This is a genomic window from Streptomyces sp. NPDC047981, from assembly GCF_040653315.1.
In the GTDB taxonomy this organism is placed as follows: domain Bacteria; phylum Actinomycetota; class Actinomycetes; order Streptomycetales; family Streptomycetaceae; genus Streptomyces.
On sequence record NZ_JBEZNQ010000033.1, the window covers coordinates 23,843 to 50,178 of the forward strand.

At 73.4% G+C, this 26,336-nt stretch carries 25 protein-coding genes; 5 read left to right on the forward strand and 20 right to left on the reverse strand.

Features of this window, described 5'->3' with window-relative positions:
• Window positions 1-99 precede the first annotated feature (99 nt).
• From AB0E14_RS20780 to AB0E14_RS20795, 4 genes are all read right to left on the reverse strand, one after another.
• Complete coding sequence (locus tag AB0E14_RS20780) at window positions 100-1,206, reverse strand: pyridoxal phosphate-dependent aminotransferase (RefSeq protein WP_362419809.1); 1,107 nt, start codon at window positions 1,204-1,206, stop codon at window positions 100-102.
• On the reverse strand, window positions 1,203-2,156 hold the full coding sequence (gene dapF / locus AB0E14_RS20785) for a diaminopimelate epimerase (RefSeq protein WP_362419813.1): 954 nt from the start codon (window positions 2,154-2,156) through the stop codon (window positions 1,203-1,205). Before dapF ends, AB0E14_RS20780 begins: the two co-directional genes overlap by 4 nt.
• Before the next feature lie 74 nt (window positions 2,157-2,230).
• Complete coding sequence (locus tag AB0E14_RS20790; protein ID WP_362419816.1) at window positions 2,231-2,917, reverse strand: 2OG-Fe dioxygenase family protein; 687 nt, start codon at window positions 2,915-2,917, stop codon at window positions 2,231-2,233.
• A gap of 56 nt (window positions 2,918-2,973) precedes the next feature.
• Window positions 2,974-4,017, reverse strand: coding sequence for an iron-containing redox enzyme family protein (locus AB0E14_RS20795; RefSeq protein WP_362419819.1), 1,044 nt, complete (start codon window positions 4,015-4,017; stop codon window positions 2,974-2,976).
• Window positions 4,018-4,247: 230 nt separating this feature from the next.
• Between AB0E14_RS20795 and AB0E14_RS20800 the strand changes: the two genes are divergently transcribed.
• Together AB0E14_RS20800 and AB0E14_RS20805 are read left to right on the forward strand one after the other, a co-directional pair.
• Window positions 4,248-4,964, forward strand: coding sequence for a hypothetical protein (locus tag AB0E14_RS20800; protein WP_362419822.1), 717 nt, complete (start codon window positions 4,248-4,250; stop codon window positions 4,962-4,964).
• Window positions 4,965-5,015: 51 nt separating this feature from the next.
• Window positions 5,016-5,780, forward strand: coding sequence for a sortase (locus AB0E14_RS20805; protein WP_362419825.1), 765 nt, complete (start codon window positions 5,016-5,018; stop codon window positions 5,778-5,780).
• 42 nt (window positions 5,781-5,822) lie between these two features.
• Here the strand turns inward: AB0E14_RS20805 and AB0E14_RS20810 are convergent, their stop codons facing one another.
• The 6 genes from AB0E14_RS20810 to AB0E14_RS20835 all read right to left on the reverse strand — a co-directional run bounded on the left by AB0E14_RS20810 (window position 5,823) and on the right by AB0E14_RS20835 (window position 12,789).
• Window positions 5,823-8,627 (reverse strand): fumarate reductase/succinate dehydrogenase flavoprotein subunit, encoded by a 2,805-nt coding sequence (locus AB0E14_RS20810; protein ID WP_362419828.1) that lies wholly within the window; start codon window positions 8,625-8,627, stop codon window positions 5,823-5,825.
• Between the two features lie 44 nt (window positions 8,628-8,671).
• Window positions 8,672-9,409 carry an ABC transporter ATP-binding protein gene (locus AB0E14_RS20815; RefSeq protein ID WP_362419831.1) on the reverse strand — a complete coding sequence of 246 codons (738 nt, stop codon included), beginning with the start codon at window positions 9,407-9,409 and terminating at the stop codon, window positions 8,672-8,674.
• Complete coding sequence (locus AB0E14_RS20820; RefSeq protein WP_362419834.1) at window positions 9,406-10,326, reverse strand: ABC transporter permease; 921 nt, start codon at window positions 10,324-10,326, stop codon at window positions 9,406-9,408. The genes AB0E14_RS20815 and AB0E14_RS20820 overlap by 4 nt, the downstream gene beginning before the upstream one ends.
• The gene (locus AB0E14_RS20825; protein ID WP_362419972.1) at window positions 10,323-11,699 is read right to left on the reverse strand and encodes an ABC transporter substrate-binding protein; all 1,377 of its coding nucleotides are present in this window, start codon (window positions 11,697-11,699) and stop codon (window positions 10,323-10,325) included. The genes AB0E14_RS20820 and AB0E14_RS20825 overlap by 4 nt, the downstream gene beginning before the upstream one ends.
• A gap of 20 nt (window positions 11,700-11,719) precedes the next feature.
• Window positions 11,720-11,947, reverse strand: a complete 228-nt coding sequence (locus tag AB0E14_RS20830; protein ID WP_362419838.1) for a ferredoxin family protein — start codon at window positions 11,945-11,947, stop codon at window positions 11,720-11,722.
• 74 nt (window positions 11,948-12,021) lie between these two features.
• The gene (locus AB0E14_RS20835; protein ID WP_362419841.1) at window positions 12,022-12,789 is read right to left on the reverse strand and encodes a GntR family transcriptional regulator; all 768 of its coding nucleotides are present in this window, start codon (window positions 12,787-12,789) and stop codon (window positions 12,022-12,024) included.
• 498 nt (window positions 12,790-13,287) lie between these two features.
• On the opposite strand from AB0E14_RS20835, the gene AB0E14_RS20840 reads away from it, so the two are divergent.
• Complete coding sequence (locus tag AB0E14_RS20840; RefSeq protein WP_362419844.1) at window positions 13,288-13,581, forward strand: hypothetical protein; 294 nt, start codon at window positions 13,288-13,290, stop codon at window positions 13,579-13,581.
• 58 nt (window positions 13,582-13,639) lie between these two features.
• Here the strand turns inward: AB0E14_RS20840 and AB0E14_RS20845 are convergent, their stop codons facing one another.
• The 3 genes from AB0E14_RS20845 to AB0E14_RS20855 form a co-directional block, all read right to left on the reverse strand.
• Window positions 13,640-14,290, reverse strand: a complete 651-nt coding sequence (locus AB0E14_RS20845; RefSeq protein WP_362419847.1) for an LUD domain-containing protein — start codon at window positions 14,288-14,290, stop codon at window positions 13,640-13,642.
• A complete protein-coding gene (locus tag AB0E14_RS20850) occupies window positions 14,287-15,795 on the reverse strand; it encodes a lactate utilization protein B (RefSeq protein ID WP_362419974.1) in 1,509 nt (502 codons plus the stop codon). The genes AB0E14_RS20845 and AB0E14_RS20850 overlap by 4 nt, the downstream gene beginning before the upstream one ends.
• 71 nt (window positions 15,796-15,866) lie before the next feature.
• Window positions 15,867-16,622: a (Fe-S)-binding protein gene (locus AB0E14_RS20855; protein ID WP_362419850.1), complete on the reverse strand. Its 756-nt coding sequence runs from the start codon at window positions 16,620-16,622 to the stop codon at window positions 15,867-15,869.
• A 222-nt stretch (window positions 16,623-16,844) separates the two neighbouring features.
• Between AB0E14_RS20855 and AB0E14_RS20860 the strand changes: the two genes are divergently transcribed.
• Window positions 16,845-17,348, forward strand: coding sequence for a MarR family transcriptional regulator (locus AB0E14_RS20860; RefSeq protein ID WP_362419853.1), 504 nt, complete (start codon window positions 16,845-16,847; stop codon window positions 17,346-17,348).
• Here AB0E14_RS20860 and AB0E14_RS20865 read toward each other — a convergent pair.
• The 6 genes from AB0E14_RS20865 to AB0E14_RS20890 all read right to left on the reverse strand — a co-directional run bounded on the left by AB0E14_RS20865 (window position 17,338) and on the right by AB0E14_RS20890 (window position 24,524).
• A complete protein-coding gene (locus AB0E14_RS20865; RefSeq protein ID WP_362419856.1) occupies window positions 17,338-18,150 on the reverse strand; it encodes an ATP-binding cassette domain-containing protein in 813 nt (270 codons plus the stop codon). The genes AB0E14_RS20860 and AB0E14_RS20865 overlap by 11 nt on opposite strands.
• Window positions 18,147-19,169, reverse strand: a complete 1,023-nt coding sequence (locus AB0E14_RS20870; RefSeq protein WP_362419859.1) for an ABC transporter ATP-binding protein — start codon at window positions 19,167-19,169, stop codon at window positions 18,147-18,149. The genes AB0E14_RS20865 and AB0E14_RS20870 overlap by 4 nt, the downstream gene beginning before the upstream one ends.
• 5 nt (window positions 19,170-19,174) lie before the next feature.
• On the reverse strand, window positions 19,175-20,089 hold the full coding sequence (locus AB0E14_RS20875) for an ABC transporter permease (RefSeq protein ID WP_362419862.1): 915 nt from the start codon (window positions 20,087-20,089) through the stop codon (window positions 19,175-19,177).
• On the reverse strand, window positions 20,089-21,039 hold the full coding sequence (locus AB0E14_RS20880) for an ABC transporter permease (protein ID WP_362419865.1): 951 nt from the start codon (window positions 21,037-21,039) through the stop codon (window positions 20,089-20,091). Before AB0E14_RS20880 ends, AB0E14_RS20875 begins: the two co-directional genes overlap by 1 nt.
• Window positions 21,036-22,661 (reverse strand): ABC transporter substrate-binding protein, encoded by a 1,626-nt coding sequence (locus AB0E14_RS20885; protein WP_362419976.1) that lies wholly within the window; start codon window positions 22,659-22,661, stop codon window positions 21,036-21,038. The genes AB0E14_RS20880 and AB0E14_RS20885 overlap by 4 nt, the downstream gene beginning before the upstream one ends.
• Window positions 22,662-22,889: 228 nt before the next feature.
• Window positions 22,890-24,524, reverse strand: a complete 1,635-nt coding sequence (locus tag AB0E14_RS20890) for an amidohydrolase (RefSeq protein WP_362419868.1) — start codon at window positions 24,522-24,524, stop codon at window positions 22,890-22,892.
• Window positions 24,525-24,623: 99 nt separating this feature from the next.
• Between AB0E14_RS20890 and AB0E14_RS20895 the strand changes: the two genes are divergently transcribed.
• On the forward strand, window positions 24,624-25,322 hold the full coding sequence (locus AB0E14_RS20895; RefSeq protein WP_362419871.1) for a helix-turn-helix domain-containing protein: 699 nt from the start codon (window positions 24,624-24,626) through the stop codon (window positions 25,320-25,322).
• Window positions 25,323-25,515: 193 nt separating this feature from the next.
• Here AB0E14_RS20895 and AB0E14_RS20900 read toward each other — a convergent pair whose 3' ends face one another.
• Window positions 25,516-26,235 (reverse strand): sigma-70 family RNA polymerase sigma factor, encoded by a 720-nt coding sequence (locus tag AB0E14_RS20900; protein ID WP_362419874.1) that lies wholly within the window; start codon window positions 26,233-26,235, stop codon window positions 25,516-25,518.
• Window positions 26,236-26,336 lie beyond the last annotated feature (101 nt).

Genomic DNA, 26,336 nt, shown 5'->3' on the forward strand with positions numbered 1-26,336 from the left:
CCGGGAGCTCGGGGTGGTGCGCGGCGGGCCGGCTCCCGGACGGCCGGTCCCGACGGGCCGGGGCCGCGGCCGCCGGGTGGGGGCCGGAGCCCCGGCGGGTCAGCCTCCGGGGGTCGGGCCGGCCGGGGGAGCGGACGGTCTGAGGACCCGCTCCACGCGGCTCAGCCCTTCCGCCACGGACTCGGGCGAACGCGCGAAGCAGATCCGGAAACCGTCACTGGCGCCGAGCGTCTCGCCGGGCATCAGCAGCACGCCCAGCTCCAGCGCGCGGCGGCACATCGTCAGCGGCTCCTCCCCGGTGGTGAGCCAGAGCCAGGCGAACGGGGTGTCCTCCGGCTCCACGAGGGTCACCGCGTCGGCGTTCCTCCGTGCGAACTCCCGCACCAGGTCGAGGCCTCGGCCGGTGAGCTCGTGGTAGGAGCGCAGATGGTCCGTACGGTGTGCCAGGACGTCCAGGGCCAGCGTCTCGCACAGGACCGAGTTGGAGATGGTGGACAGGAACTTGCGGCGGGCGCAGCGCTCCACGACGGCCGGTGGACCGTAGAGCCAGCCGACCCGAAGGCCGGGGAAGCCGTAGACCTTCGACAGGCTCGACACGGAGATCACCCGGTCGGAGCCGACGGCGGCGGAGGAGGAGAGGTCGAGCGCGTACTCCTCGTCCAGGAGCAGATGGGCCCCCGTCCGCTCCGCCAGGTCGACCAGAGCGCGCAGGTCCTTCTCCGCGATCCGCCGACCGGTCGGGTTGCACGGGCTGTTGGCGACGATCAGTCGCACATCGGGACCGGCCAGCGCCTCGGCGGCCTCGACGTCGAAGCTGAGGTCCGGCCGGAAGCCCACGAGGTCCACCGTGGCACCCAGTTCGGGCGGCACGTCCCAGGACTGCTGCCAGCCGGGCCGGAAGGCGATCACCCGCGAGCCGGGCTCCAGAAGCGCCGCGTACACCACGTACAGCGCCTGCTGGGCGCCCTGGGTGATCAGGACCGAGTCGGCCGCGCCGCCGTACAGGCCGGCCACCGCCTCGCGCAGCGCCCGAAGGCCCCGGTCGTGGCCGTAGTCCAGCTCCAGGTCGGGCGGCACCGAGAGGGCGTCCAGGCGCCCGGGGACCATGTTGCTGTCGCCCAGGTCGATGTCGAAGCGCCCGGCGGCGTCCTCGAACACCCAGCGCTGGATGGGGTAGTCGCGCGAGCGCGACGAGGAGACGGTCACCGTACGACCTCCGTCGCTGCCGTGACGTCCGAGGCGTCCGAGGTGGCCGACGAGCGCGCCGCCGTGCCGTCGAGCCGGGCGCGCAGGGCGGGGGCGAAGGTCCCGGCCGCAACCTGCTCGGCGTCGCCGGTCATCGTGACCGAGCCGTCCTCCGCGACGGCGATCTCCACCGCGCCCCCGGGCATCCTGACCTCCACCCGGGCCTCGCACAGGCCGAGTTCGCGGGCCACGGAGACCGCGGCGCAGGCGCTGGCCCCCGACGCCGTCACATACCCGGCGCCGCGCTCGTAGACCTCCAGCTCCAGCACCGAACGGCTCACCATGCGCATGAACTGCACATTGGTGCGGTGCGGGAAGCGGGTGTGCCCGGCGATCCCGGGACCCAGCCGGTGTGCCAGTTCGGCCGTCGGCGCGTCCACCGGCACCACCGTGTGCGGGTTGCCGTTGTACACACAGCTGACGGTCAGCTTCTCGCCGTCCACGGTGAGCGGGACGTCCAGCGCCCGGCCCTCGAACGGGCTCGTGCCGTCCTCCTGGAGCAGCGGCAGATCGGAGGCGTCGAAACTGGGCCGGCCCATGCCGACCGCCACGCGTCCACCGGCCAGGTCCAGGACCCGCGCAGAGGATTCGCCCGCGCCCGTACGGAGCGTGAACTCCCGCCCGTCGGCCCAGGTCTCCGGCTCCTGGCCGGCGAGGTGGAGCGCGAACATCCGCAGCCCGTTGCCGCTCCTGCCGCAGTCGGAACCGTCGGAGTTGTACAGGTCGAGGACCACGGGGACGCCCGGTCTCGGCGGCTCCAGCGGACCGTGGAGGACACCGTCCGCCCCGATCCCCAGGTGCCGGTCGCAGATCCGCCGGATCGCCTCACGGGTCACCGGGATGTCGGTCTGGCGGGGGTCGATCACGACGTAGTCGTTGCCTGCTGCCTGGTACTTGTAGAAGTCGATCACGGATGATCTCCCTTGGCTGCCGGTCGCGGCGCCGCCCCGGAGCGTGTGTGCCCGCCCCGGGGCGGCGCCCCAGGTCACTGCTCGGCGAGCGCGGCGGCGTCGTGCTCCTCGCCGTACCACTTCTCCGCCCAGCGGGAGAACGCGATGATCACGATGTCCCGGTGGCCCGGACCGCCGTCGGCGGAGAGCACGTCGGTGACGTCGTGGGCCAGCTCGCGGTCGTCCAGCAGGACCGCCTGGCCGGGCTCGAGCGTCCCGGTCCAGAAGGGTGCGTCCGCGCCCGGGTTCCACAGCCGGGTCTGGCCGCCGCCGACGTTCACCTTGTTGAGGACCGCGATCATCACGAACTCGTGGCCGTCGTGGTGCACGCCCTCCGGGGTGAGCGGGCCCGGCTTGCCGCCGTCCGCCTTCGTCCGGTTCTGGTGGACGTTGATCTGCCAGTCCTCGGACCGGTCGAGGCCGAGTTCGCGGACGCCGTGCTCGATGAGCGGCGTGAAGTCGACCTTGATCGGCTCGTAGACGCGGCGGATGCCGCCGCCGACCGAGTTGAACTTCTTGTACGTGGTGTAGTCCCGGTGCGCGAGCCGCTCGAACGACCACGCGTCCTCGCCCTGCGGGCTGAGCCGGTACTGCGAGAAGCGCTTGAAGCGGGTGCCGTGGCCCATGTACTCGTCGACCGGGCAGTCGTCGTAGCTGGGCAGGACGTCGGCCGAGACTTCCGGCAGGTCGATGATGGTGAACCGTTCGCTGCCGAGGGGCATGGTCTCTCCTCCAGAATGTGGGGTGGCGACGAAGAACGGACGTCCGACGGGGGACGTCAGGCGGCGACGGAAGGCATGCGCTCGTCCAGGTACGCGGCAGAGGAGTTGAGCCGCCAGAGGATCCCGCGGGCGATGGCCCGCCGCATGTCGGCGGACTCGGCGGCGGGCAGCACCACGTTGTGGAACCAGCCCTGCGCGTGCTGGGAGTCGATGGTGATGTGCAGCTTGTGGTAGACGATGCCGACCTCGGGCAGCCCGAGCCGCTCCCAGGCGTGCACGACCTGCACGAACCGGTCCGGCGCCATCCACTCGGTCATCCCGAGGAAGCCGACGGCCTCCGCGTACAGGGTGCGGTGCCGGCAGAGCATCACCGCGAGGTTGCCGTTGAGCAGCGAGGTGGCGGTGAGCGAGCGGGCGAGCTCGTCCTCCGAGATCTCGAAGACCTCGTAGATCTTGTTGAAGAGGTGGGTGTGGACCTCCTCGGGCTTGCCGTTGCCCATCTCGTCCCAGAAGTTGGCGGCGATCTCCATCTTGGCGGCGCCGGCCGTGCCCACCTGCATCATCGCCAGCAGGTCGTCGAAGCGGCCGTCCACGACCGACTCCTGCATCACGTAGTTCCGCAGGTCGCTCTCCGTGGCGGAGTTGCGGATGAACTCGTGGTAGTACGGGTGCTTGTACACCCGGTGGTTCTTCGCCGTGTTCTTGAGCCAGGTCAGGTACTCACGCGGGTCCGTGGGCGCCTCCTCGAGGAGGCCCGGCTCGATCAGACGGTCCTGCGCGGCGGCCGTGGCGGTCTCGAGCGACCGGGCTATCTCGTAGACGACGACGGAGCCCTCGGCGTTCTGCTGCCCGGGGATCTTCGTGTACAACTGGTAGATCCTGTCGAGCAGATACTGCTGCGCGTACAGGGCGCCGCTGTCCCCGGCGGCAGCGGCGGCGTTGATGTCGGCCACCTCGCCCAGGACCTGGATCCGCTCGCCGCCCGACAGGGCGTCCACCTTCTCGGGCGCGGAGCCGAGCCATGAGCACACCCTGTCCACGGTGGACAGGAACGGGTCACCGGAGACATTCAGACCCTTGGAGCCGCCGACTTCAGGCATGTGTTTCCCCTTGGATTCACTGGACGAATCAGATTCTCGACACGTGTTCCGCGCACCACCGCCGCGGCGAGGTCGTGCCTCACGGCGGCCGCCGGGCGGCGGGCGAAGCCATTCTGCAAGGGGCCCGCTGGACGTCCTGTGTACGCGCTCTGTACGTCCCTGACGTCCCTCGGACCTAGGCTGACCTGGCGCTGATCTGGCGCGGAGGCGGTGTGACGGAGGTGGTGGGAGTGACGGACGGGAGCGCGGGGGCACCTGTGACGTACGGCCGGATGACGGTCGAGCGGGCGGACCTCGGCCCGGCGCGCCGGCTGACCGAACGCGGACCAGGCTTCGGCGCGTTCGGGACCGTCGGCGGGGTCGCCGCACCCGGCTTCGCGGCGTACGCGCGGGTGCTGCACCCGGCGGCCCTGGGCGAGCGCCCGGTGCGCTGGGAGACCGTCGCCGCCGCGTACGGGCGGCGGGTGGGAGCGCTCACCGACTGGCACGAGGTGATCGGCGCCGAACGGTTCTACCAGAACGCGGCGGAGTACGGCCTGCCCGGGGTGTGGGACGAGCACCCCGCCGAAGGGCCCACCCCGAGCGAGGTCGCGCAGGCCCTCGTCCCCGTACTGACCCGGCACACCGGCACCCCGGAGCGGTGCTGGTTCGGGCTGTGGGAGGGCTATGGCCGCCGGGAGTGGACCGGGACACCCACCTTCCCCACCCCGGAACGGGACGAGATCCTCCTGTCCGGGACGCTCGCCGACGTGCTCTCCGTCGACGCCGACGAACCGTTCGCCGAACTCCCCGACCTCTGGTGGCCGCACGACCGGGCCTGGTGCGTGGGCGGTGACGTCGACCTGGTGAGCACGTACGTGTGCGGCTCGGAGGAGCTGATCGCCGAGCTGCTGGCCACCCCGGGCATCGAGGCGCACCGGGTGACTGCCGGGGACCGCGTCGGCTGACCGACCGCCGCCCCGGGTGACGGGGCGGCCGGATTGGGCCATCCTGGTGACATGGGTGCCCAGGGTGGTGGGACCCTTCGTCGGGGTCTGAACGGAGGCCGGGGCGCGCGTCGCGTCCCGGCCGTCCTTGTCGCCTCCGTCGCGGTCGCCGTCACCCTCTGGGGTTGTACGGGCACGGCCACGGAGGGCGACGGCGCGCCGACGCCCTCCGTCACGGCCTCCGACAGCCCGTCCCCACCCACGCCCGCGCGCACCGTCGCGCCCGCGCCCGCTCCCACGTCGTCCGAGCCGCCATCGCCGCGCGGGCCCGTCCTCGCCGAGCTGTCCATCCCGTCGATCGGCGTGGCCGGTCTGGACGTCGTGCCGTACGAAGGCACGACCGACGACCGGGCGGGCACCCGGATCCAGGACCGCGGTGTGGCCGCGAGCCCGCACGGCGCGCGCGGCGGCGTCGGACCGGGGGAGATCGGCAACTATCTGGTGACCGCCCACCGGCTCTCGGCCGGCGGGGCCCTGCGTGACCTTCCCGCCGTCGAGGTGGGCGACCTCGTGCATGTCACGGCGGCCGGCACGGTGTACACGTACCGGATCGTCGAGACGCGGAGCACGTCCTTCCGCTCGGACCGCTCGCTCGCCGAGCAGCGGGCCGCCGTGCCGGGCGAGCCGGGCGAGAAGCCCACTCGGGCCATGATCACGCTCTCCACCTGCGCGACCCCCGAGGACAACGCGGCAGGCAACTACTGGCGCGACGCCAACGGCAACCCGGAGCACCGCATCGACAAGATCGGTGTCCTGACCGCCGAACGGCCCGCCTAGAACTGCCGCCCGGATCTGCCGCCCGGAACTTCCGTAGAGAACTCAGGACAGCGCCCGCGCCGCGTGCGCGCGGACGTCGGCGTCGGGGTCGGCGGTGGCCGTGGTGAGAGCGGTCCGGGCCTCTGGCGTGGCGCGGTGGGGGTGCAGGGAGAGGACGGCGGCCTTGCGTACGTCCGCGTTCGGGTCGGCCAGAGCCTCGGCGAGCGCGGGGACGGCCGGCCCGGCCGGGGCAGCGCGCAGCGCGGTCGCGGCCCCGGCCCGCACCTGCCAGGCCGAGTCGGCCAGCGCGGCCACGGCGCCCTCGACGTACGCGGGCGGGCACCCGGTGACCGCGAGGGCGGCCAGGGCGGCGCCCCGGACGAGCGGGTCGGGGTCGGCGAGGAGCGGCCGCAGCGGCTCGGGCGCCGGGCTCCGTACGGAGGCCAGGCCGCGTGCCACCGCGACCCGGACCTCCCGGGCCGGGTCGGCGGCGGCCACGACGAGCTCCGCGACGGCGTCCACCGAGACGAGGGCGCGGACGGCGTGCACGCGGACGTCGAGACCGGCGTCGCCGCCGGAGAGCGCGCCGGCGTACCCGGAGGCGTACAGGGCGGCGTCGCCGAGCCGAAGGGCCCGCAGCACCTCGAGCGCGGCGGCCCCGACGACCGGATCGGCCCCGGCCAGGGCCTCCCGGAGCGCCGCTGCCAACTCCGCTTCGGCGGGCAGCACTTCGACCAGCTCGCGCAGGGCGGCCGACGCGGCGTGCCGGACCTGCGGCACGGGATCCCGCAGCCGCTCGGCGAGCGCGGGACCGGCCCCGGCCGGCACGGTCTCCCCGAGCGCGGCCACGGCGGCCGTCCGGACGGCCGGGTCGGCGTCGGTGAGGTACGGCCGCAGCGCGCCCAGGTCGGGGGCCTCCTCGGCGAGCGCGAGCAGCCGCAGAAGCGCGGGGTTCGTCCCGCCCGAGGCGGCGGGGGACGGCTGCGCGGAGTCGCCGGCCGCCGGGGAGGAGCCGGGCGCCTCCCTCGTCGTCGACGCCGGAGGCACGTCCCGGCTCCCCGCCGTGGCCGTCGGGACCAGCGCCACCTCGCCCAGCCACCGCTCAGGGCCCTGTTCGGGGGTGAACTCCGGGACCGGGACGACGTACGGCTCGATCGGGCGGGCCGTGAACTCCATTGCCCCGCCAGGGGATTTGCGCAGGTCGATGTGGTGCAGCCAGCTCGTGTCGTCGCGCTCCGGGTGGTCCAGCCGCTCGTGGTAGAGCCCCCACCGGGACTCGGTCCGCGCCAGCGACGCGCGGGCGGCCATCTCCGCGCAGTCCCTGATGAAGGACACCTCCGCGCACCGCATCAACTCGTGCGCGGTGCGCGCCCCGAGCCCCTCGATCTCCGCCGACATCCGGGTGAAGGCCTCCACCGCGAGCGACAGCTTCGCTCCGGTCTTCGGCGGCGCCACGTAGTCGTTCACGAACCGGCGCAGCTTGTACTCCACCTGCGGCTGCGGCGGTCCGTCGGGGTTGCGCAGCGGGCGGTAGACCAGCTCGTGGGCGGCGGCGAGCTGCTCGGCCGGCAACTCCCCCTCGTACGCCCGGTACCGGGCCGCGTCCTCGCCGGCCAGGTCCCCGAAGACGAACGCGCCGATCATGTAGTTGTGCGGGACGCACGCCAGGTCCCCGGCCGCGTACAGCCGCGGAACGGTCGTGCGGGCATGCGCGTCGACCCGTACCCCCGAGGCGGAGTGGCCGCCGCACAGACCGATCTCGGAGATGTGCATCTCGATGTCGTGGGTGCGGTAGTCGTGGCCGCGGCCCTGGTGGAAGGTGCCGCGCGTCGGGCGTTCCGTCGTGTGCAGGATCGACTCGACCGCGCCGATCGTCTCCTCGGGCAGATGGCTGAGCTTCAGATACACCGGCCCCCGGTCCGAGGCGAGTTCGGTCGCGAACTCGGCCATCATCTGCCCGGACCAGTAGTCCGACTCGACGAACCGCTCGCCGTGCCGGTTCACCTGGTACCCGCCGAACGGGTTCGCCACGTACGCGCAGGCGGGCCCGTTGTAGTCCTTGATCAGCGGGTTGACCTGGAAGCACTCGATGCCGGTGAGGGCCGCGCCCGCGTGGTACGCCATGGCGTAGCCGTCGCCCGCGTTGGTGGGGTTCTCGTACGTCCCGTAGAGGTAGCCGGAGGCGGGCAGGCCGAGCCGGCCGCAGGCGCCCGTCGCCAGGATCACCGCGCCGGCCCGTACGGTGACGAACGCGCCGGTACGGGTGTGGAAACCGGCCGCGCCGATGGCCCGCCCGTCGTCCGGGTGCGTGAGCACGCGCACGGGCATCACCCGGTTCTCGATCCGGATCCGCTCCCGCATCTCACGGCGGCGCAGCTGCCGGTAGAGGACCTTCTTGACGTCCTTGCCCTCCGGCATCGGCAGCACGTACGAACCGGAGCGGTGCACCTGCCGGACCGCGTACTCGCCGTGCTCGTCCTTCTCGAACTTCACCCCGTACGACTCCAGGCGCTGCACCATCGCGAAGCCGCGGGTCGCTGTCTGCCGGACGGTGGACTGGTCGACGATGCCGTCGTTGGCGCGGGTGATCTCGGCGACGTAGTCGTCGGGTTCGGCCCGGCCGGGGACGACGGCGTTGTTGACCCCGTCCATGCCCATGGCGAGGGCGCCGGAGTGCCGGACGTGCGCCTTCTCCAGGAGGAGGACGTGCGCGCCGCGTTCGGCGGCCGTCAGCGCGGCCATCGTGCCGGCCGTGCCGCCGCCGATGACGAGGACGTCGCAGACCAGCTCCGTCGCGTCGGCGAGGTCGGGGACGGGGAGAGCGGGCGGGGTGAGCAGGGACGCGGCGGCGGCCGGGGGAGTGTCCACTGGGGTGTCCACGGGGTGCCTTTCGGGGTGCTTCGGTCGGTGGATCAGAGGGACGCGAGGACGCGGCGGCGCAGCTCGGCCGTTTCGGGTGCCTGCCGGGCGTCCCTGCGGCGCGGGTGCGGTACGTCGAGCACCTCGCCGGACGGGAGCAGCGCGACCCGGTCGCCCAGGTGGACGGCCTCGTCCACGTCGTGCGTGACGAAGACGACGGTGGCTCCCGTGCCGCGCAGGATCTCCACCAGGAGGTCCTGCATCCCGGCGCGGGTGTGCGCGTCGAGCGCGCCGAAGGGCTCGTCCATCAGGACCGCCCGTGGCCCGCCGGCCAGCGCGCGGGCCAGCTGGACGCGCTGCCGCTGTCCGCCGGACAGCTGGTGGGGCAGCTTGCCCGCGTGGTCGGCGAGGCCGACCCGGTGCAGCCACTCGGCGGCGGACCTGCGTCGTTCGGCCCGGGGGACCCGGCGGATCGCCAGCGGAAGTTCCACGTTGGCGCGGACGGTCCGCCACGGCAGCAGGGCGTCGTCCTGGAAGACCAGAGCCCGGTCGGCGTCCGGTCCTTCGACCGGCCGCCCGTCGTGCGTCACCCGCCCGTCCAGCGGCGGGAGCAGTCCGGCGAGGGTGCGCAGCAGGGTCGACTTGCCGCACCCGGACGGACCGACGACGGCCAGCAACTCGCCTGGTTCCACCCGGAGTTCGGTGGCGGCGAGGACGACGGCACCGTCCGGGTGCCCGAGCCGTACGTCGTGTAGGGCGAGGGCGGCGCCGGAGGCGGTCGGACGACTCATGACACCGACTCCTTGTCGGGGGCGGGGGCGGGGGCGTGTGCGGGCGCGGAGCCGGGGGCCCGGACGGTGACGGTCGGGGCGGCCGGGGCCGTACCGGAGTCGTTCCGTCGCGAGGCCGGTCGGCCGCGCCGGCGGGCGACCGGGCGGGCCGCCGGGCGGGGCAGCCAGGCGGTCGTCCGGCGGCCGACGAACTCCACAGCGGTGGCGGTCAGCCGGCCCAGGGCGCCGATGGTGACCATGCCGACGAAGACCCCCGGATAGTCGACGACCGTGTAGTCCTGCCAGGTGCGGTAGCCGACCCCGTACTCGCCGGAGATCATCTCCGCCGAGATCACACAGATCCACGAGACGCCGACCCCCACCGACAGACCGCCGAACACCCCGGGCAGGGCGCCGGGCAGCACCACCGAGAAGAGCACCCGCGTCCGGCCTCCGCCCATGGTGAGCACGGCTTCCTCCCACACCGGGGAGAGGGCCCGCACGGCGTGCCGGGTCGACACCAGGACCGGGAAGAAGGCCGCCGTGAAGGTGATGAAGACGATGCCCTGCTCGTTGCTGGGCAGCAGCAGGATCGCGACCGGGACCAGGGCGATCGCCGGTATCGGACGCGCGACTTCGAGAACCGGGCCGAGGAGGTCGGCGGCCCAGCGGGAGCGGGCGATCAGGGTCCCGACCGCCACGCCGAGGACCGAGGCCAGCGCGAAGCCGACCACGATCCGGCGCAGGCTGTGGCCCAGGTCCTGCCAGTAACCTTCCGTGCCCACCCGGTCGGCGAACGCGGCTGCCACCTCGCCGACCGTGGGGAACTGCTCGAACCGCAGCCAGAGGTCGACGTCGAGGACGGTCAGCAGCTGCCACACGCCGAGCGCCGCCACGAGCGAGCCGGCCCGCAGCAGCCGACGGCCCACGCCGCTCATGAAGCGGCCAGCCCGAGGGCGGTCGGATAGTCCACGACCCGCGCACCGGCGTGCCCGGCGACGTACGCCCGCGCTCCCGCCGGCGTCACGAAGGCCCGCAGCTCGGCGCCTTCGACGACCCAGACGGCCTTGTCGGCGAACCAGGACGTGCCGGTCACCGCGTCCGGCACGTACGCGGCGCGGACGTCACGGCCCGCGTCCCCGACCGCCTTCAGGAGCGCCTTCGGGCTGTCGAACGTACGGGTGTCGCTCCGCCCCTTCAGCCACAACTCGGGCTTGGCGGCCCCCGCCTTCGGGTAGGCCGTCCGCCGCTCGGCACGCTCCTGCGGAGCCCGGTCGACGAAGGCGTCCACGTCCACGTCGCCGACGAGCCCGGCGTCCCTGAGGAGCGGCACGTCCTGCTTGAGCGCGTCGATCAGCTCCGGGCGCAGTTCCGGGTCGAAGGTGGCGATGCCCTGGGCACCGTTGTAGAGGTGGACCACCTCGGCCGGCAGTCCGGTCTCCTTCGCCACCGACTCGGCGGCGGCGACCGGACGGGTCCGCAGATGGTCGGTGGCCCGCCGCTGTGCGGCGAGGAAGTCGTCCAGCACTCCCGCCCGCTCCTGCGCGAACTTCTCCCGCACGGTGACCCCGTGGAAGGTCGGCAGGTTCAGCTCCGCCCCGTCGTACAGCGCGGTGGCGCGGCCCTCGAAGGCCAACAGCCCCGGCCAGGCCACGAACTGGGAGAGCGCGTCCACACTCCCGGCGGTCAGCGCGGACGCGCCGACACTGGGCTGCTGGTTCAGCTTCCTGATGTCCTTCCCCGGGTCGACGCCCGCGCGCCGGAGCGCCCGTACGAGCGTCCCGTCGGCGGCCGAGCCGACGCTCGTGGACACCTTCCTGCCGCGCAGGTCGGCCAGTGAACGGACGGGAGAACCGGGCGCGGTCATCACGGTGTTGAGCCCGCCGCGCAGGTTGTAGCCGGTGACCGAGACGAGCCGCGTGGGCTGCCGCAGCTGCTTGCCGCGCGCTGCGTTGATGAGCAGCGGGAAGTCGCCCATCGAGCCGATGTCGATCTTCCCCGCGGTCATCTGGGCCGTGATCGGCGCGCCGGTCGCGTAGTCCTGCCAGACGACCTTGTAGCTGACGCCGTCCTTCCTGCCGCGCGCGGCGAGCTCCTCCTCGAAGTAGCCGAGGGAGCGCAGCAGGGTGCCGGCGGTGACGGTGTTGATGGTCTTGGACTGGTAGCCGACGGTGACCGTGACGGTTCGCCCGCCGCCGCCCGGGCCGTCGGCGTCCGCCGCGCCGCCGCAGCCCGTGAGCAGCGGCAGCAGCAGACCGAGGGCGAGGGGGAGGAGGACGGCGCGGAGCGGGGTGCGGCGCGTGCCGGGCATGCGCATGGGAATCGGGCCTTTCACCGGAGCAGGTAGGGCATGTTGACGGTGACCGCGCCCGTGGGGCAGCGGGCGGCGCAGGGGCCGCAGTACCAGCACTCGTCGACGTGCATGTACGCCTTGCCGTCGTCCTTGCGGATGGCGAGCGAGTCGAGCGGACACATGTCGACGCAGAGCGTGCAGCCGTCGATGCACAGGGACTCGTCGATGGTCACGGGCACGTCGGCGCGTTGGGGCACCAGAGGCATGGCTGTCTCCAGGAAGGAAGAAAGGAAGAAAGGAAGAAGGGAGCGAAGGAAGGGGAAGGGCCCGCCGGAAGCGTTCAGAGGGAGCGGTGGAGCAGACCGCTCATGGTGATGCGGTCGCCCCGGAACCGGATGAACTCCAGGTCCACGGGCCGCCCGTCGGGCAGACAGGTCAGCCGTTCGAGCATCAGCAGCGCCGCCCCGCGCGGTGCCTGGAGCACGGCGGCGGAGTGCGCGTCGGCGTTGACGGCTTCGAGGGTGATCTCGGCGTGCCCCAGGGGCCGGCCGGTGAGCGTCTCCAGGAGCCGGAAGACATCCGTGTTCTCCAGGTCGCAGCCGAGGAGTTCACCGCCGATGTCCAGGGGGAGGTACGACAGGTCCAGGGAGAGCGGCAGCCCGTTCAGCCGCCGCAGCCGCTCGATGCAGAGCACGTCCGAGTGCTCGGGCAGCCGCAGCCGGTGGGCCACCGGCCCCGACGCGGCGACCGGCCCCACCGTCCGCACCTCGTTGGTGACCCTGCCGTGCTCGTGCAGGGTCTCGGCGAGACCCTGGAGCCGGTTCAGGCCGTGCGGGTACTTCTCGCCGACGACGACCGTGCCGACCCCCGGCTGCCGCTCGACGAGCCGCTCGCCGCGCAGCAGTTCCAGGGCCTGGCGGACGGTGTTCCGGCTCGCCCGGTGGTCGGCGGCGATGACGTCCTCCAGGGGGAGGACACCGCTGGGGAAGCCCCCGGTGAGGATCTGGTGGCGCAGCAGGTCGGCGAGTTGCCGGGCCCGGTCCGCGCGGAGTCGCCGACGCCGCGCGGCGGCGACCGGGAGGGAGGCGGGGGTGGGTTCGGCTGGCATGACCCGGAACGTACCGGCGGCCGGCCGGGCGTGGTGTTGCGGCGGTATTGCGCCACCTGACGACCCGAGGGCACGGCTGTGACCTGCGATGTCCCGGCCGCCCTCGCAAGATCCGCCACCCGGCCGCCCACCAGCCGGACACGCGCTGCCCACGATGCGACACGGCGCCCCTTCTCCCGGCGTGGTCACGGCGCGCGCCGACGCCGCGTGCCGACGCCGCGCGCCGTGCGGGAATCGGCGTCCGCTGCCCCGGCGCTGTACGAGAGGGTCCCCCTCCTTTCGGCGTGTCATCGGCCTTTCGGGCGCCGCACCTGGAAGCTGCTCGGAGTGTCGGCCTCCGGCACCTGACGGGCCCGCGCGCCGACGGCGGGCGGGGCCGGCCGCAGGAAGGGGGCCTGACCTGGGTTTTCCCGGGCCAAATGCCGGGAACCAGCCCTTTTGCCCCTGGCTCCGCCGTCGGACTGCCGGGGCACACCCGAGGTTCCGTCTGGAGGTCGCATGCTTCTCACCCACCACATCGACGTCGGCACGCTCCGCGTCACCCTGCATCAGGGCCTCGACGTCACGAACCGGGCCGCGGCCGCGCTGTTCATCCAGGCCCTGGTCGACGCCCACCGGCCCGCGGCCGTCGTCCTCGACCTGCCCGGCGGACCGGCCTCCGCCGCGACCATGAGCGCGGTCGCCCGCGCGAAGAGGATGTGCGACAGCCTCTCCATCCCGTTCACGCTCTTCCACCGGCCGACCGAGCGGGCACTGTCCCGCGAGCCGCTCGCGGCGGCGGCGGGGGAGTGAGGAGGTCCCGCCGGGCGGGCGCCCGGCGGGACGGTGAGCAGACCACGACTCCGCGGCGTCAGGACTCGACGAGCACCACGTCGAGCCGTCGGGGGCCGTGGACCCCCTCGACCCGGTCGAGTTCGATGTCGCTGGTGGCCGAAGGGCCCGAGATCCAGGTCAGGGGGCGTGTCGGGTCGAGCCGTTCGAGCGCCTGGGGGACCGAACCGACGACCTGTTCGGGGACGCGGACCAGACACACGTGGTGGTCGGGGACGAGGGTGAGCCTGCGGCCGCCCTGGTCGGCACCGGCGTCGAGGACCACGGTGCCGGTCTCGGCGACGGCCACCGCGCAGCCGGTCACGACACTGTCCACGGTGTCGAGTTCGTACGGGGTGAGGCCGGGACGGTCCGCGACGACAGTGGCGTCCGTACGGGCGAGCAGCGCGCGGGGCAGCCCGGCCGGCGCGAGGACCTGGCGCGTGCCGCGCTCGGCGAGGAGGCGCCCGACCAGCTCCGCCACCTCCTCCGGACGGCAGCGGTGGACGACGGCGCGGTAGTCCGCCAGGTTCTCGGCGAGGAGCCCGACGGTCCGGTCGGTGTCCCGCTCTCCGTGCTCCCGGAGATAGGCGCGGGGTACGGCCGTCTCGTAGGAACGGTCCGCGTCGGCCGGGGGCACGTCGGCCAGGGCCTGACGGATCCGGCGCAGGACGAGGTCTCGGCTGCTCACGCGGATCCCTCCTTGCGCTCGTGCTCGGGGCCTCGGTGCTCGCCGGGGTCCACGTGCTCGGGGCCTTCGTGCTCGCCGGGGTCCACGCGCTCACGGCCCCCCTGCTCACGGCCACCGTGCTCGCGCATCCACCACGTACGGAAGGACTCCGCAGGAACCTCCGGCAGATCCCGGCTGTCCGTCCACGCGCGCCCGGGGCCGGGCAGCCGGGAGGGGTGGAGGCGGCGGGTGAGAGCGGCCACCCGCTGCCCCGCCGCGTACGCGCGAGGATGCTCGAAGGCCCAGGCGGCAGCGCCCATCGCCGCGCCCTCCAGACGGTGGCCGCCCTGCTCGACGACCTTCTCGCGGAGGTGGACGAGGACCTCGGGGATGTCGATGGCGACCGGGCACACGTCGTAACAGGCCCCGCAGAGCGAGGACGCGTACGGGAGCGAGGCGTCGATCTCGCTCGCGGTGCCCCGGAGCTGGGGTGTGAGGATCGCGCCGATCGGGCCGGGGTAGACGGAGCCGTAGGCGTGACCGCCGGCCCGTTCGTACACCGGGCAGACGTTGAGGCAGGCCGAGCAGCGGATGCAGCGCAGCGCCTGCCGGCCGACCTCGTCGGCGAGGGTGTCCGTGCGGCCGTTGTCGAGCAGGACGAGATGGAACGTCCTCGGCCCGTCGCCGTCCGTCGTGCCCGTCCACATGGAGGTGTACGGGTTCATCCGCTCCGCGGTCGAGGAGCGGGGCAGGGTCTGGAGGAAGACCTCCAGATCCCGCCAGGTCGGGACGGTCTTCTCGATGCCGACGACGGAGATGAGGGTCTCGGGCAGGGTGAGGCACATGCGGCCGTTGCCCTCGGACTCGACCACCACCAGCGTGCCGGTCTCGGCGACCATGAAGTTGGCCCCGGAGATGCCGACCTTGGCGCGCAGGAACTTCTCCCGCAGGTGGAGCCGGGCGGCCTCCGCGAGGTCGGCGGGCCGGTCGGTGAGGTCCTCGGGTGCCGGGCGCCCCCAATTCCCCATCTCCGCGCGGAAGATGTCCCGGATCTCGCCCCGGTTGCGGTGGATGGCGGGGACGAGGATGTGCGAGGGCCGGTCGTCGCCCAACTGCACGATCAGCTCGGCGAGATCGGTCTCGTAGGCGGCGATCCCCGCCGCCTCCAGTGCTTCGTTGAGCCCGATCTCCTGCGTGGCCATCGACTTGACCTTGACGACCTCGCGCTCCCCGGTGGCCAGCACGAGGTCGGTGACGATCCGGTTGGCCTCGTCGGCGTCGGCGGCCCATTGCACGGTTCCGCCGGCGGCGGTGACCGCCGCCTCCAACCGCACGAGGTAGTGGTCGAGATGGCGGAGGGTGTGTTCCTTGATCCGCTTCCCGGCCTCGCGCAGTTCCGCCCAGTCGTCCAACTCGGCGACCGCCTTGGCCCGTTTGTCGCGGATGGTGTGCGTGGCGTGCCGGAGGTTGGCGCGCAGGGTGGGGTTCCGTACGGCCTCGTGCGCGGCCTTCGGGAACGCGGGCATGCCGAGATATGCCCTCCCGTCGCCCGACCGCCGCCCCTCGACGAGCGCTTGCGCGCGCACCTTCTTGTCCGTCACGCCAGAGGCTCCTCTTCCGTGCTCGCCAGGATCTCGGCGATGTGGACGGGCCGGACGCCGACCGCGAGCCGGCTCATCGTGCCGCCGAGGTGCGTCAGACACGAGTTGTCGGCGGCGCAGAGCACGTCCGCGCCGGTCGAGACGGCGCTTCGGACCTTGTCGGCGCCCATCGCGGCGGACACGTCCGGGTTCTTCACCGCGAACGTGCCACCGAAGCCGCAGCACTCCTGCGCGCCCGGCAACTCCACGAGCTCCAGGCCCTTGACCGCCGCGAGGAGCCGCTGGGGCCGGTCGGCGAGGCCGAGGCCGCGCGCGCCGTGACAGGTGGGGTGGTAGGTGACCCTGTGCGGGTAAAAGGCGCCGACGTCCGTCACCCCGAGGACGTCGACGAGGAACTCCGTCAGCTCGTACGTCTTCGGCACCACCGGCGTGACCGCCGCGGCGAGCCCGTCGCCGCGCCCCTCCGCCCGGGCCCGCGCGCCCATGCGCGGGTAGTGCTCGCGCACCATCGCACCGCACGAACCGGACGGCGTGACGATCGCGTCGTACGCGCCGAAGACCTCCGCGAAACGGCGCGCGAGCGGCTCCGCGCGGCGGCGGTAGCCGGTGTTGTACTGCGGCTGCCCGCAGCAGGTCTGGTCCGTCGGGAAGTCGACGTCGACGCCGAGCCGGCTCAGCAGCCGTACGACGGCGCGGCCGGTGTCCGGATAGAGCGTGTCGTTGACACAGGTCAGGAACAGAGCGACACGCATCGGGCTCCTTCACGTCGGATCACGTCCGGGGATCCTTGATCCTCACCCCGGAACGTATCCCGCGGCAACGCGTTCACGCAGCGCCCTGCCCGGGAGTTGTCGCACCCGACTCGTACGCTCGCTGCATGACGTCCTACGAAGGCACCCACCCCACTGTCTCCGCCGAGGTGGGCGATCACGGAGCCACCGGGTGCGGGAGCGCCGCCGTGTAGCGTCGTGATCATGGAATCACCGACTCGGACTACGACCGACCAGGCGCCCGCGAACCCCGCCGCCACCGACGACATGCTGGCCACCCAGCCCGTCGGGTACTGGGTCGGGCTCGCCCACGCGGCCGTCACGCGGCATCTGCGGGACGCCATGGCGAAGGTCGACGTCACGCAGCCGCACTACTGGGTGCTGAACCGGGTCGACGGCGGTCCCACGGCGCCGAGTCGGGGCGAGGTCGTCGGGCAGCTGACGCACCTGGCCGACGGGCCGCACGAGATCGGCAGGGCCGTCGACCAGTTGCTGCACCGCGCCTGGCTCCGGCTCGACGACGGGGAGCTTCTGCACCTCACGGCGGCCGGTGAGGCCGCCAGGGCGCGGCTTCGCGCCCTGGTGACCGAGGTCCGTGCCGTGGTCCACAGGGGCATCGGCGACGACGAGTACGTCGCCGCCCTCAAGGTGCTCCGGAGGATGGTGGCCAACGTTGACGAGGGCGACCGGGCTCACCTCACGCCGTGAGGCCGGGGACCGCTGTCCGCCTCGGCGGGGTCCAGCCTCGGTGGGGGACCGAGTCGAGGAGGAGGCGGGTGTAGGGGTCGGCCGGGGTGTCCAGGAGGCGGGCGGTCGGGCCGTGCTCCACGACCCGGCCCGCCTTGAGGACCAGCAGCTCGTCCGTGACGTGGCGCACCACCGCGAGGTCGTGCGTCACGAAGAGGAAGCCGATACCCGTTTCGCGGCGGATCCGCGACAGGAGTTCCAGCACCTGCGCCTGGATGGAGACGTCCAGCGCCGCCACCGCCTCGTCGAGGACGAGGACCCGCGGTTCGGCCGCCAGCGCGCGGGCGATCGCCACCCGTTGGCGCTGGCCGCCCGACAGACGGCCGGGGAGCGCCGTCGCCTCCCGCTCGCCGAGGCCCACCTGGTCGAGGAGTTCGGCGACGCGCGCCTGCCTGGACCGTGTGTCCATGGGGTGGTGAAGGCGGAGCACCTCCTCCACGCACCTCGCCACCGGCACCCGGGGGTCCAGGGAGAGGTACGGGTCCTGGAAGACCATCTGGATCTCCCGGGCCCGCGCCAGGCGTTCGGCCCGCCCACGCGCGGGCGCCGAACGGTCCCGGCCGCCGACGCGGACCGTGCCGCCGTCGGGTCGCTCCAGACCGACCAGCATGCGCACGGTCGTCGTCTTGCCGCTGCCGGACTCACCGACGATGCCGAGCGAGGCACCCGGCGCGAGCGTGAACGACACGTCGTCCACGGCCGCATGATCCCCGTACCGCTTGCACAGACCCTCGACGACCAGGTCCTCCGGCGTACCGCTCACAGTTCGATCCCTTCCTCGGCACGGTGGCAGGCGGCCCGGCCGTCGCCCGGTACGGGTGTCTCCCGCAGTACGGACGTCTCCCGCAGGACGGGTATCTCCCGGAGCACGGGTGTCTCCTGCGCGCACCTCGGCAGCGCGTGGGCGCAGCGCGCAGCGAAGGCGCAGCCCGGCGGCGCCTCGGCCAGGGAGACGGGCCGCCCCGGGATGGGCCGCGGCGCCGGGGCCCCGGCCTTGATGCGCGGGGTGCAGGCCAGCAGCCCCGCCGTGTACGGGTGACGCGGCCGGTCGAACAGCGCGTCCGTGCCCGCCGTCTCGACGATCCGGCCCGCGTACATCACGTACACCCGGTCGCAGATCGCCGACGCCAGCTCCAGGTCGTGCGTGACGAAGAGCAGACCCGTGCCCCGCTCCGCCTGGAGGCGGGTGAGGATGGCGATGATCTCGGCCTGCGTGGTGACGTCCAGCGCCGTCGTCGGCTCGTCCGCGACCAGCAGCTCCGGCTCGCCGGCCAGCGCCGCCGCGATCACCACCCGCTGGAGCATGCCGCCCGAGAACTGGTGCGGATAGCGGCGCAGCGCCCCGCGCGGGTCGCGGATGCCGACGGCGTCGAGGAGTTCCTCGGCCCGGGCGCGCGCCACCGCGGCCGGGGTTCCCGCGCCGCGCAGCCCCTCCGTGAGGAAGTCGCCCACGCGGCGCAGCGGGTTCACCGACGCCCGGGGGTCCTGGTAGATCATCGCGACCCGGCGGGCGCGCAACCGGCTCAGCTCGGCGCGGTCCATCGTCAGGACGTCGCGCCCCCCGACCCGTACCTCACCGGTCGTCCGCGCGCCGGCCGGCAACAGACCCAGCACACTGCGGCACGCGACCGACTTGCCCGAGCCGGACTCGCCGACCAGACCCACGGTCTCACCGGCCGCGACCCGGAGCGTGACCCCGTCGAGCAGCGGCCGCGCCGCCTGCCCGTCCGGCAGCCGGACCCCGAGCCCGTCGATCTCCAGCAGCGGAGACAGCTTGTCCATCGTGCTCACCGCTCCCGCTTCGCGATCCGGTCGGCGAGGCCCTCGCCGACGATGCCGAACGCCACCACGGCCAGCACCACGCAGACCGACGGCGCCATCGAGGGCAGCATCGCGCCCTGCTGGAGGGCCCCCTGACCCTCGTTGATCATGGCGCCCCAGTCGGCCGTGGGCGGCTGCACGCCGAAGCCCAGGTACGACAGCGCGGCCAGGTCCATCAGGGCGTACCCGAAGTTCATCGCGGACTGCGCCAGGACCGTCGGGGCGATGTTGGGCAGCAGATGGCGCAGACAGATCGTCCAGCCCGACCAGCCCTGCACCCGGTACGACTCGATGTACGGACGCGCCTTCTCCTGACGGGCGATCCCGCGCACGAGCCGGCCGACGTACGGCGTGTACGCCACCGCCATGGCGATCACCGGCGCGGTCATGCCCGAGCCGAGGACCGCCACGAGGAGGATCGCGAGCAGCAGCCCCGGCAGGGCGAAGACCAGGTCCATGGAGCGGGAGAGCACGGCGTCCGCCCAGCCGCCGCGCCAGGCGGCGACGAGACCGAGCAGCGTGCCGAGGAGCGTGGAGACGCCGACCACGAGCAGCGGGCCGAGCAGCCCGGTCCGGGCGCCGTGCAGCAGCCGCGACAGGATGTCCCGGCCCGACTGGTCGGTGCCGAGGAGATGGTCGCCGCTCGTGCCGACCAGGCTCGCCGACAGGTCCAGCGCCTCCGGGTCGTACGGCGCGAGGACGGGGGCGAGGGCGGCGACCAGGACGAGCGCGACCAGCACGACGACGGCTGCCGTGAAGAGCGGGCCCTGCCCGAGGACGCGCAGCCCGCGCAGGCCCGGGCGGCGGCGCAGCGCGCCCGGCGCCGACGCCGACGGCGAAGGGGACGGCGACGGCGAGGGTGGCGAGAGGGTGGTGGTCATCAGGAGGCCTCCCCCTGGAGCGAGACGCGGGGGTCGATGAGCGGAACGAGCAGGTCGACGAGGAGATTGACGAGGACGAAGCCCGTCACACCGAGCAGGGTGATCGCCTGCACGACGGCGAAGTCCTTCGCCGTCACGGACTGCACGAGCAGCGAACCCACCCCGGACACGTTGAACGCGGTCTCCACGATGGACGTGCTGATCAGCAGGGAGGCGAGCATCGTGCCGCCGACCGTGACGATCGGACCGAGCGCGTTGCGCAGCACGTGCCGGCGGACGACCGCGCGGCCGGCGACACCCCGGGCGCGCGCCACCTCGACGTGGTCGCGCCCCAGCTCGTCGAGCATGGCCGACCGGGTCACCCGGGCGAGCAGCCCGGCGAAGGTGATCGCGAGGGCTAGGGCCGGCAGCGTCAGGTGGTACACACGGTCGCCGAACCCCTCGGGCGTGCCACCGGGGCCCGGGAACCAGCCCAGTTGGACGGAGAAGAGCGAGACGAGCCCGATGGCGCTGACGAACGAGGGGGTCGCCGTCGCCACACCGGTGCCGAGCAGCACCGCCCGGTCCACCGCTCCGGGCCGCAGCGCCGCCAGCACACCACCGGACACCCCGAGCAGGGCGACGAGCAGCGCCGCGTACCCGATGAGCACGCCCGTGCCGGACAGCCGTGAGCCGATCAGCGCGCCCACGTCCTGGTGGAACTGCGCCGAGCGGCCGAAGTCGCCCTGCAGCACCCCGCCCAGCCACTTCGCGTACTGGACCGGCACCGGGTCGTCCAGGTGGTACTGGGCGCGCAGGGACGCGACCGTCTCCGGGGTCGCGGGGCGGCCGTGCAGCAGGAAGGAGACCGGGTCGCCGGGAGCGAGGTGCACGGCGCCGAAGACCACGACCGAGGTCACGAACAGCACCGCGACCAGGCCGAGCAGCCGGCCCGTCAGATAGCGCGTCATGATCCGGACGCCCCGATCGTCGCCGCCCACGGGTAGTAGAGCTGGGCGATCCCGGTGGGCGCGCCCGTGACCCGGTTGCCGAGGAAGACCGAGTACGGAGCCTCGTACAGCGGGATGACCGGGAGTTCGCGCACCGCGATCCGCTGCAGCTCGGCGGTCAGGTCGGCCCGGCGGGCCGGGTCGGGCTCCGCGTTCGCCCGCTCGTAGGCGGCGTCGTACGCGGCGTTCGACCAGGCGCCGTAGTTCCCGACGTGGCCCGTGCTCAGGTACTGGTAGAACTCCAGCGGGTCCGGCGTGTTGTCGTAGCCGTTGGTGATGACCAGGTCCAGGCCCGCGCGGGCCGCGGGGTCGACGAAGAGGCTGCTGTACGCCTCCGGGGCGACCGCCTTCAGCCGGACGTCGAGCCCGATCTCCTTGCCCGCCGCCTGGACGGCGTTGGCCACGACGCTGATCTCCGGCGCCAGCGTGCTGGTCGCGAGCGTGACCGTGCGGCCGGCCGCCCCCGCCTCCTCGATCAGCTTCTTCGCGGCGGCCACGTCGTACACCGGCTCGGGGAGCGCGGCGAAGTACGCGTCCGTCTTCTCCGGTACGAGCGCCCACGCGCCGCGTGCGGTGGGGGCCTTCGCCGGGACGCCGACGCCGCCGGCGGCCGCCTTGACGATGTTCTTCCGGTCGAGGGCCATGGAGAGCGCCTGGCGGACCTTCAGATCGCCCAGTGGGCCCTTGAAGTCGAGGACGGAGAGGTCGGCGGCGGCCGTGTTGGGGCCGAAGTACAGCTTCCCCTTGGTCGTGCCGCGCAGCTGCGGGATCGAGGTGGCCGGCACCAGGTAGCCGCCGTCGGCGGTGCCCGACAGGAACGCGCTCGTGCGAGCCGCCGGGTCCTCGATGAAGGTGAAGGTGACGGTGTCGTTCTTGGGGACCAGGGAGGTGTCCCAGTACCCCGGGTACTTCTTGAGCGTCACGCTCTCGCCCTGCGCCCAGCCGTCCAGCGCGTACGGTCCGGTGCAGTTCACCTTGCCCTTCGGGCCGCCGTACTCCTTGCCCGCCTTCTTCAGGAAGGCGGCGCTCTCGACCGTGCCGGGGGAGGCGGCGAGCAGCTCGTTGAGGAGGACGTCGGGCTTGTTCAGCGCGATCGTCACCTCCAGAGGGCCCGATGCGGTGATCGAGGCGACGTTCTTGAACGCGGAGCCCCACGGGGAGCCGGTGGCCGGGTCCATGTGGCGGGTGAGGGAGGCGACCACGTCGCCGGCGGTCATCGTCGTGCCGTCGTGGAACGTCACCCCGGGGCGCAGTGTGTACACCCAGGTCTTCGGGTCCGGGTTGGCGTACTTCACGGCGAGCCCGGGCTCGATCTTCATCTCGGGGGTGACCCGCAGCAGCTGCTCGCAGACGTTGGCGAGCACGGTGTTGGGCGGGTAGTCGTAGGCGAGGGCGTAGTCGAGCGTGTACGGCTCGGCGTAGAGCGACCAGGTGAGGGAGGTGAGTCGTCCCTTCGCGGGCGGGGAGGTGGGGGCGACCGTGTAGGCGGCGGCGCCCGACCCGGCCGTGGTCGCGCCGGAACAGCCGGCGGTGGCGGCCGCGAGGGCGGCGGTACAGGTGAGCAGTGCGGTGGCTCTGGACATGCGCAAGGAGACCCACCCCTTTACGGGTGTAGTGACGGGCGCTGGGGTTGGAGCGGGCGGTGGTGGGGGCACCGGCTGCGTGGGGCGGGTGGTGAGGCCACCCGTCCCACGCGGGTGGGGTGTGGGGTGCGCGTGGGGCCGGGCGGTGAGGCCCGTCCCACGCGGGTGGGTGTGCGGTGTGGGCGTGGCGCGGGCGGTGAGGCCTGCCCCACGTGGGTGGGTGTGGGGTCAGGCGGAGTACACCCGCGTGCCGCCGACGTAGGTGCTGTGCACCCTCGCCTCGGCGATCTCCTCCGCCGGCGCGGTGAAGATGTCGCGGTCGAGCACCACGAGGTCGGCGAGCATGCCCGGGAGGAGCGTGCCGGTCTCGTCGTGGCCGTTCACATGGGCCGAACCGGCGGTGTACGCGGCGACGGCGGTGGCCAGGTCGAGGCGCTGCTCCGGCAGGAAGACCCGTTCGTCGGCCGTGCCGGGCTCCTTCCGGTTCACGGCCACGTGCAGGCCCGCGAGCGGGTCGGGGCTGGACACGGGCCAGTCGCTGCCGGCCGCGAGGGTGGCCCCGGCGCGCAGCAGGGAGCCGAACGGGTACTGCCAGGAGGCCCGTTCGGGCCCGAGGAAGGGGATCGTCAGCTCGTCCATCTGCGGCTCGTGCGCGGCCCACAGCGGCTGGATGTTGGCGATGGCGCCGAGCCGTGCGAAGCGCTCCATGTCGTCCGGGTGGACGACCTGCAGATGGGCGAGATGGTGCCGGTTCCCGCGTCGGCCGTTGGCCTCGACCGCGGCCTCGACCGCGTCCAGGGCCTCGCGCACGGCCCGGTCGCCGAGCGCGTGGAAGTGCACCTGGAAGTCGAGGGCGTCGAGCCGGGTCACGTACGAGCGGAGCGCGACCGGATCGATGAAGCTCAGGCCCGAGTTGGCGGTCGCGCAGCCGCAGCCGTCGAGGTACGGCGCGGTCATGGCGGCCGTGAAGTTCTCCGCGACACCGTCCTGCATGATCTTCACGGAACCGGCGCGGAGCCGCCCGTGCGCCAACGCGCGGCGCCGTTCGACGAGTTCGTCGATCTGTTCCGCGCCCCGTTCGCGGTCCCACCACAGCGCCCCGTTGACCCGTGCGGTGAGCGTCCCCGCGCGGGCGGCGGCGAGATAGGCGTCGGAGGGGTCCGGGTTCCCGCCGTACACCCCGAGCATCGCGTCCTGCCAGCCGGTGATGCCGAGCGAGTGCAGCAGCTCCTGCGCGCGCAGCAGACCGGCGAGCCGGGCGGCGGGGGTGCTCGGCGGGACGAGCCGAGAGACCAGGTTGGTGGCGCCCTCCTGCAGGGTGCCGCTCGGCGTGCCGTCCGGCTCGCGCTCGATCCGGCCGTCGGCGGGGTCCGCCGACTCCCGCGTGAGACCGGCCAGTTCGAGCGCGCGGCTGTTGGCCCAGGCGCCGTGGTGGTCGCGGTTGATCAGGTAGACCGGGCGGTCGGGGACGACCGAATCGAGGAGCTGCCGGGTGGGCGTCCCGCCCTCGAAGCTCTCCATCGACCAGCCGCCACCGGTGATCCACGCGCGGTCCGGGTGGGCGTCGGCGTACTCCTTGATCCGCGTGAGGTAGTCCTCGACGCCGACCGTCCCGGTCAGGTCGCACTCGGCCAGTTCCGTCCCGCCGAACACGGCGTGGATGTGCGCGTCCTGGAAGCCGGGCAACAGCACCTTGCCCCGCAGGTCGACGACCTCGGTGCCGGGACCGATCAGTTCGCGCACCTCGTCGTGGCCGACGGCGGTGATGCGCTCCCCGGTGACGGCGAGAGTGCTCGCCCGGGTGCGGGCGGGGTCGCCGGTGTGGACGGGACCACGGGTGAAGACCAGATCGGCCTTGGGCATGGGGGCTCCAGAACGAGAGTGCGGACGGGGTCTGGTGAACGGATATGGAACTGGTCGGCGCGTTTACATGTCAATGGTGTTGTCATAAGGTCCGGGGCCATGGCCGAACGAGTGGTTCCCGAGGGGCAGCGGCGGCGCCGCAGGCCCACCAAGCAAGGCGCCGTCCTCTCCGAACGGCTGATCATCGACACGGCGCTGCGGCTCGTCACACAGCACGGCGCGGACGCGCTCTCCGTACGGCGGCTCGGCACCGCCCTCGGCGCCGACCCCAGCTCCCTCTACCGGTACTTCCGCAACACCGACGACCTGCTGCTCCGGCTCGCCGACGAGTTCATCGGGCTCGCCCAGGAAGGCTTCACACCCAGCGGGGACTGGCGCGCCGACCTGCGCGACATGGGGCTGCGGATCCACGGGGTGTACGTGGAGAACCCGCAGGTCGCCCTGCTCGCCGCGCACCGGACGACCGGGCGCGCCCACGAGACGGCGGCGGTGGAGAAGATCCTCGGCATCCTGCGCGGGGCCGGTTTCCCCGATCCGACGGCCGTCCGGCTCTACCACGCCTTCGTCGACCAGGCGCTGGCCTTCGCGGCCCTGGACGCGGCGGCCCAGGCCCTGCCGACCCCGGCCCGCGAGGCCGACGAGGAGGTGTGGCTCTCCTCGTACGGGAGACTCCCGGCGGACACCCACCCGAACGTCGCGGCGACCTTCCCGCTCCTCGCCGCCGACATGCGCGACAGCGGCTACCCCTTCGCCCTGGACCTGATGCTCGAAGCGGCGGAGGCGCGGCTGCGGGGGTAGCGGAACCGCTGTGGTGCGGGTGACGGCCGAGGCCGCGAGCGGCTGGGGCAGCTGCTCGCGGCCTCGGCGGGTGGGCGTGCCGGCGGCGGGGTCGGCGTGCCCGCGGCGGGGTCGGCGCGGCCTCGGCGGGTCTGCGTGGGCCTCGGCGGGTCTGCGTGGGCCTCGCGCGGGGCGGCGGTGGTGCTTTGCCGGCTCAGGCCACCAGGGGCGCCCTGCCGGCCGCACGGGCAGCGGTACGGGGACGGGAAGGAGCCGGCGCCGGGGCGAAAACGGGCGGGGTGCCCGGTTCGGCGGTGCCCGCACGCGTCGCGGGCGGCGTCGCGGTGGGCTCGTCGGTCAGCAGGGCGATCAGCGCGCCGCGGGCGCGGGCCACGCGTGAGCGCACCGTGCCGACCGGACACCCGATCGCGGCGGCCGCGTCGGCGTACGGAAGCCCGAGCAGCTGGGTGAGGACGAACGCCTCGCGGCGCTCGGCCGGTATCGCCGCGAGGAGCTCGGCGAGCGCGATGCCGTCGTCGAAGCCGGGCAGACCGCGCGGCTGCGCCAGTTCGGCCGCCGTCTGCCAGTCGTCCCGGCCCGAGAGCCTCGGGCGGGCGGCGGCGTGCCGGACACTGTCGATCACCGTCCTGCGGGCGATCGCGAGGAGCCAGGTCCGTGCGGACGAACGGCCCTCGAAGCGGCCGAGCGCGCCCAGGGCCCGCAGGAACGTGTCCTGGGTCAGGTCGTCCGCCGCCTGGGTGTCGGCGCTGAGGAACGCGACGTACCGCCAGACATCGCGGTGTGTGGCGCGCACGAAGCGGTCCACGGAGTGCGGGTCGCCGTCGCGGGCGGCGAGCGCCAGCAGGGTTACGGCCTCGTCGGCGCTACAGGTGGCGTGCCGCGACGCGCGCGGCTGGTTCGGGGCAGGGGTCATCGCCTCGGGTCCTTCGTGAGGAATGGGGGTCCGGCGGCGCGCGTGGTCGGCGCGGCCGGTGCGTCGTACGGCCGGGCGCGAGCGCGCCGGACCGGTGGTTC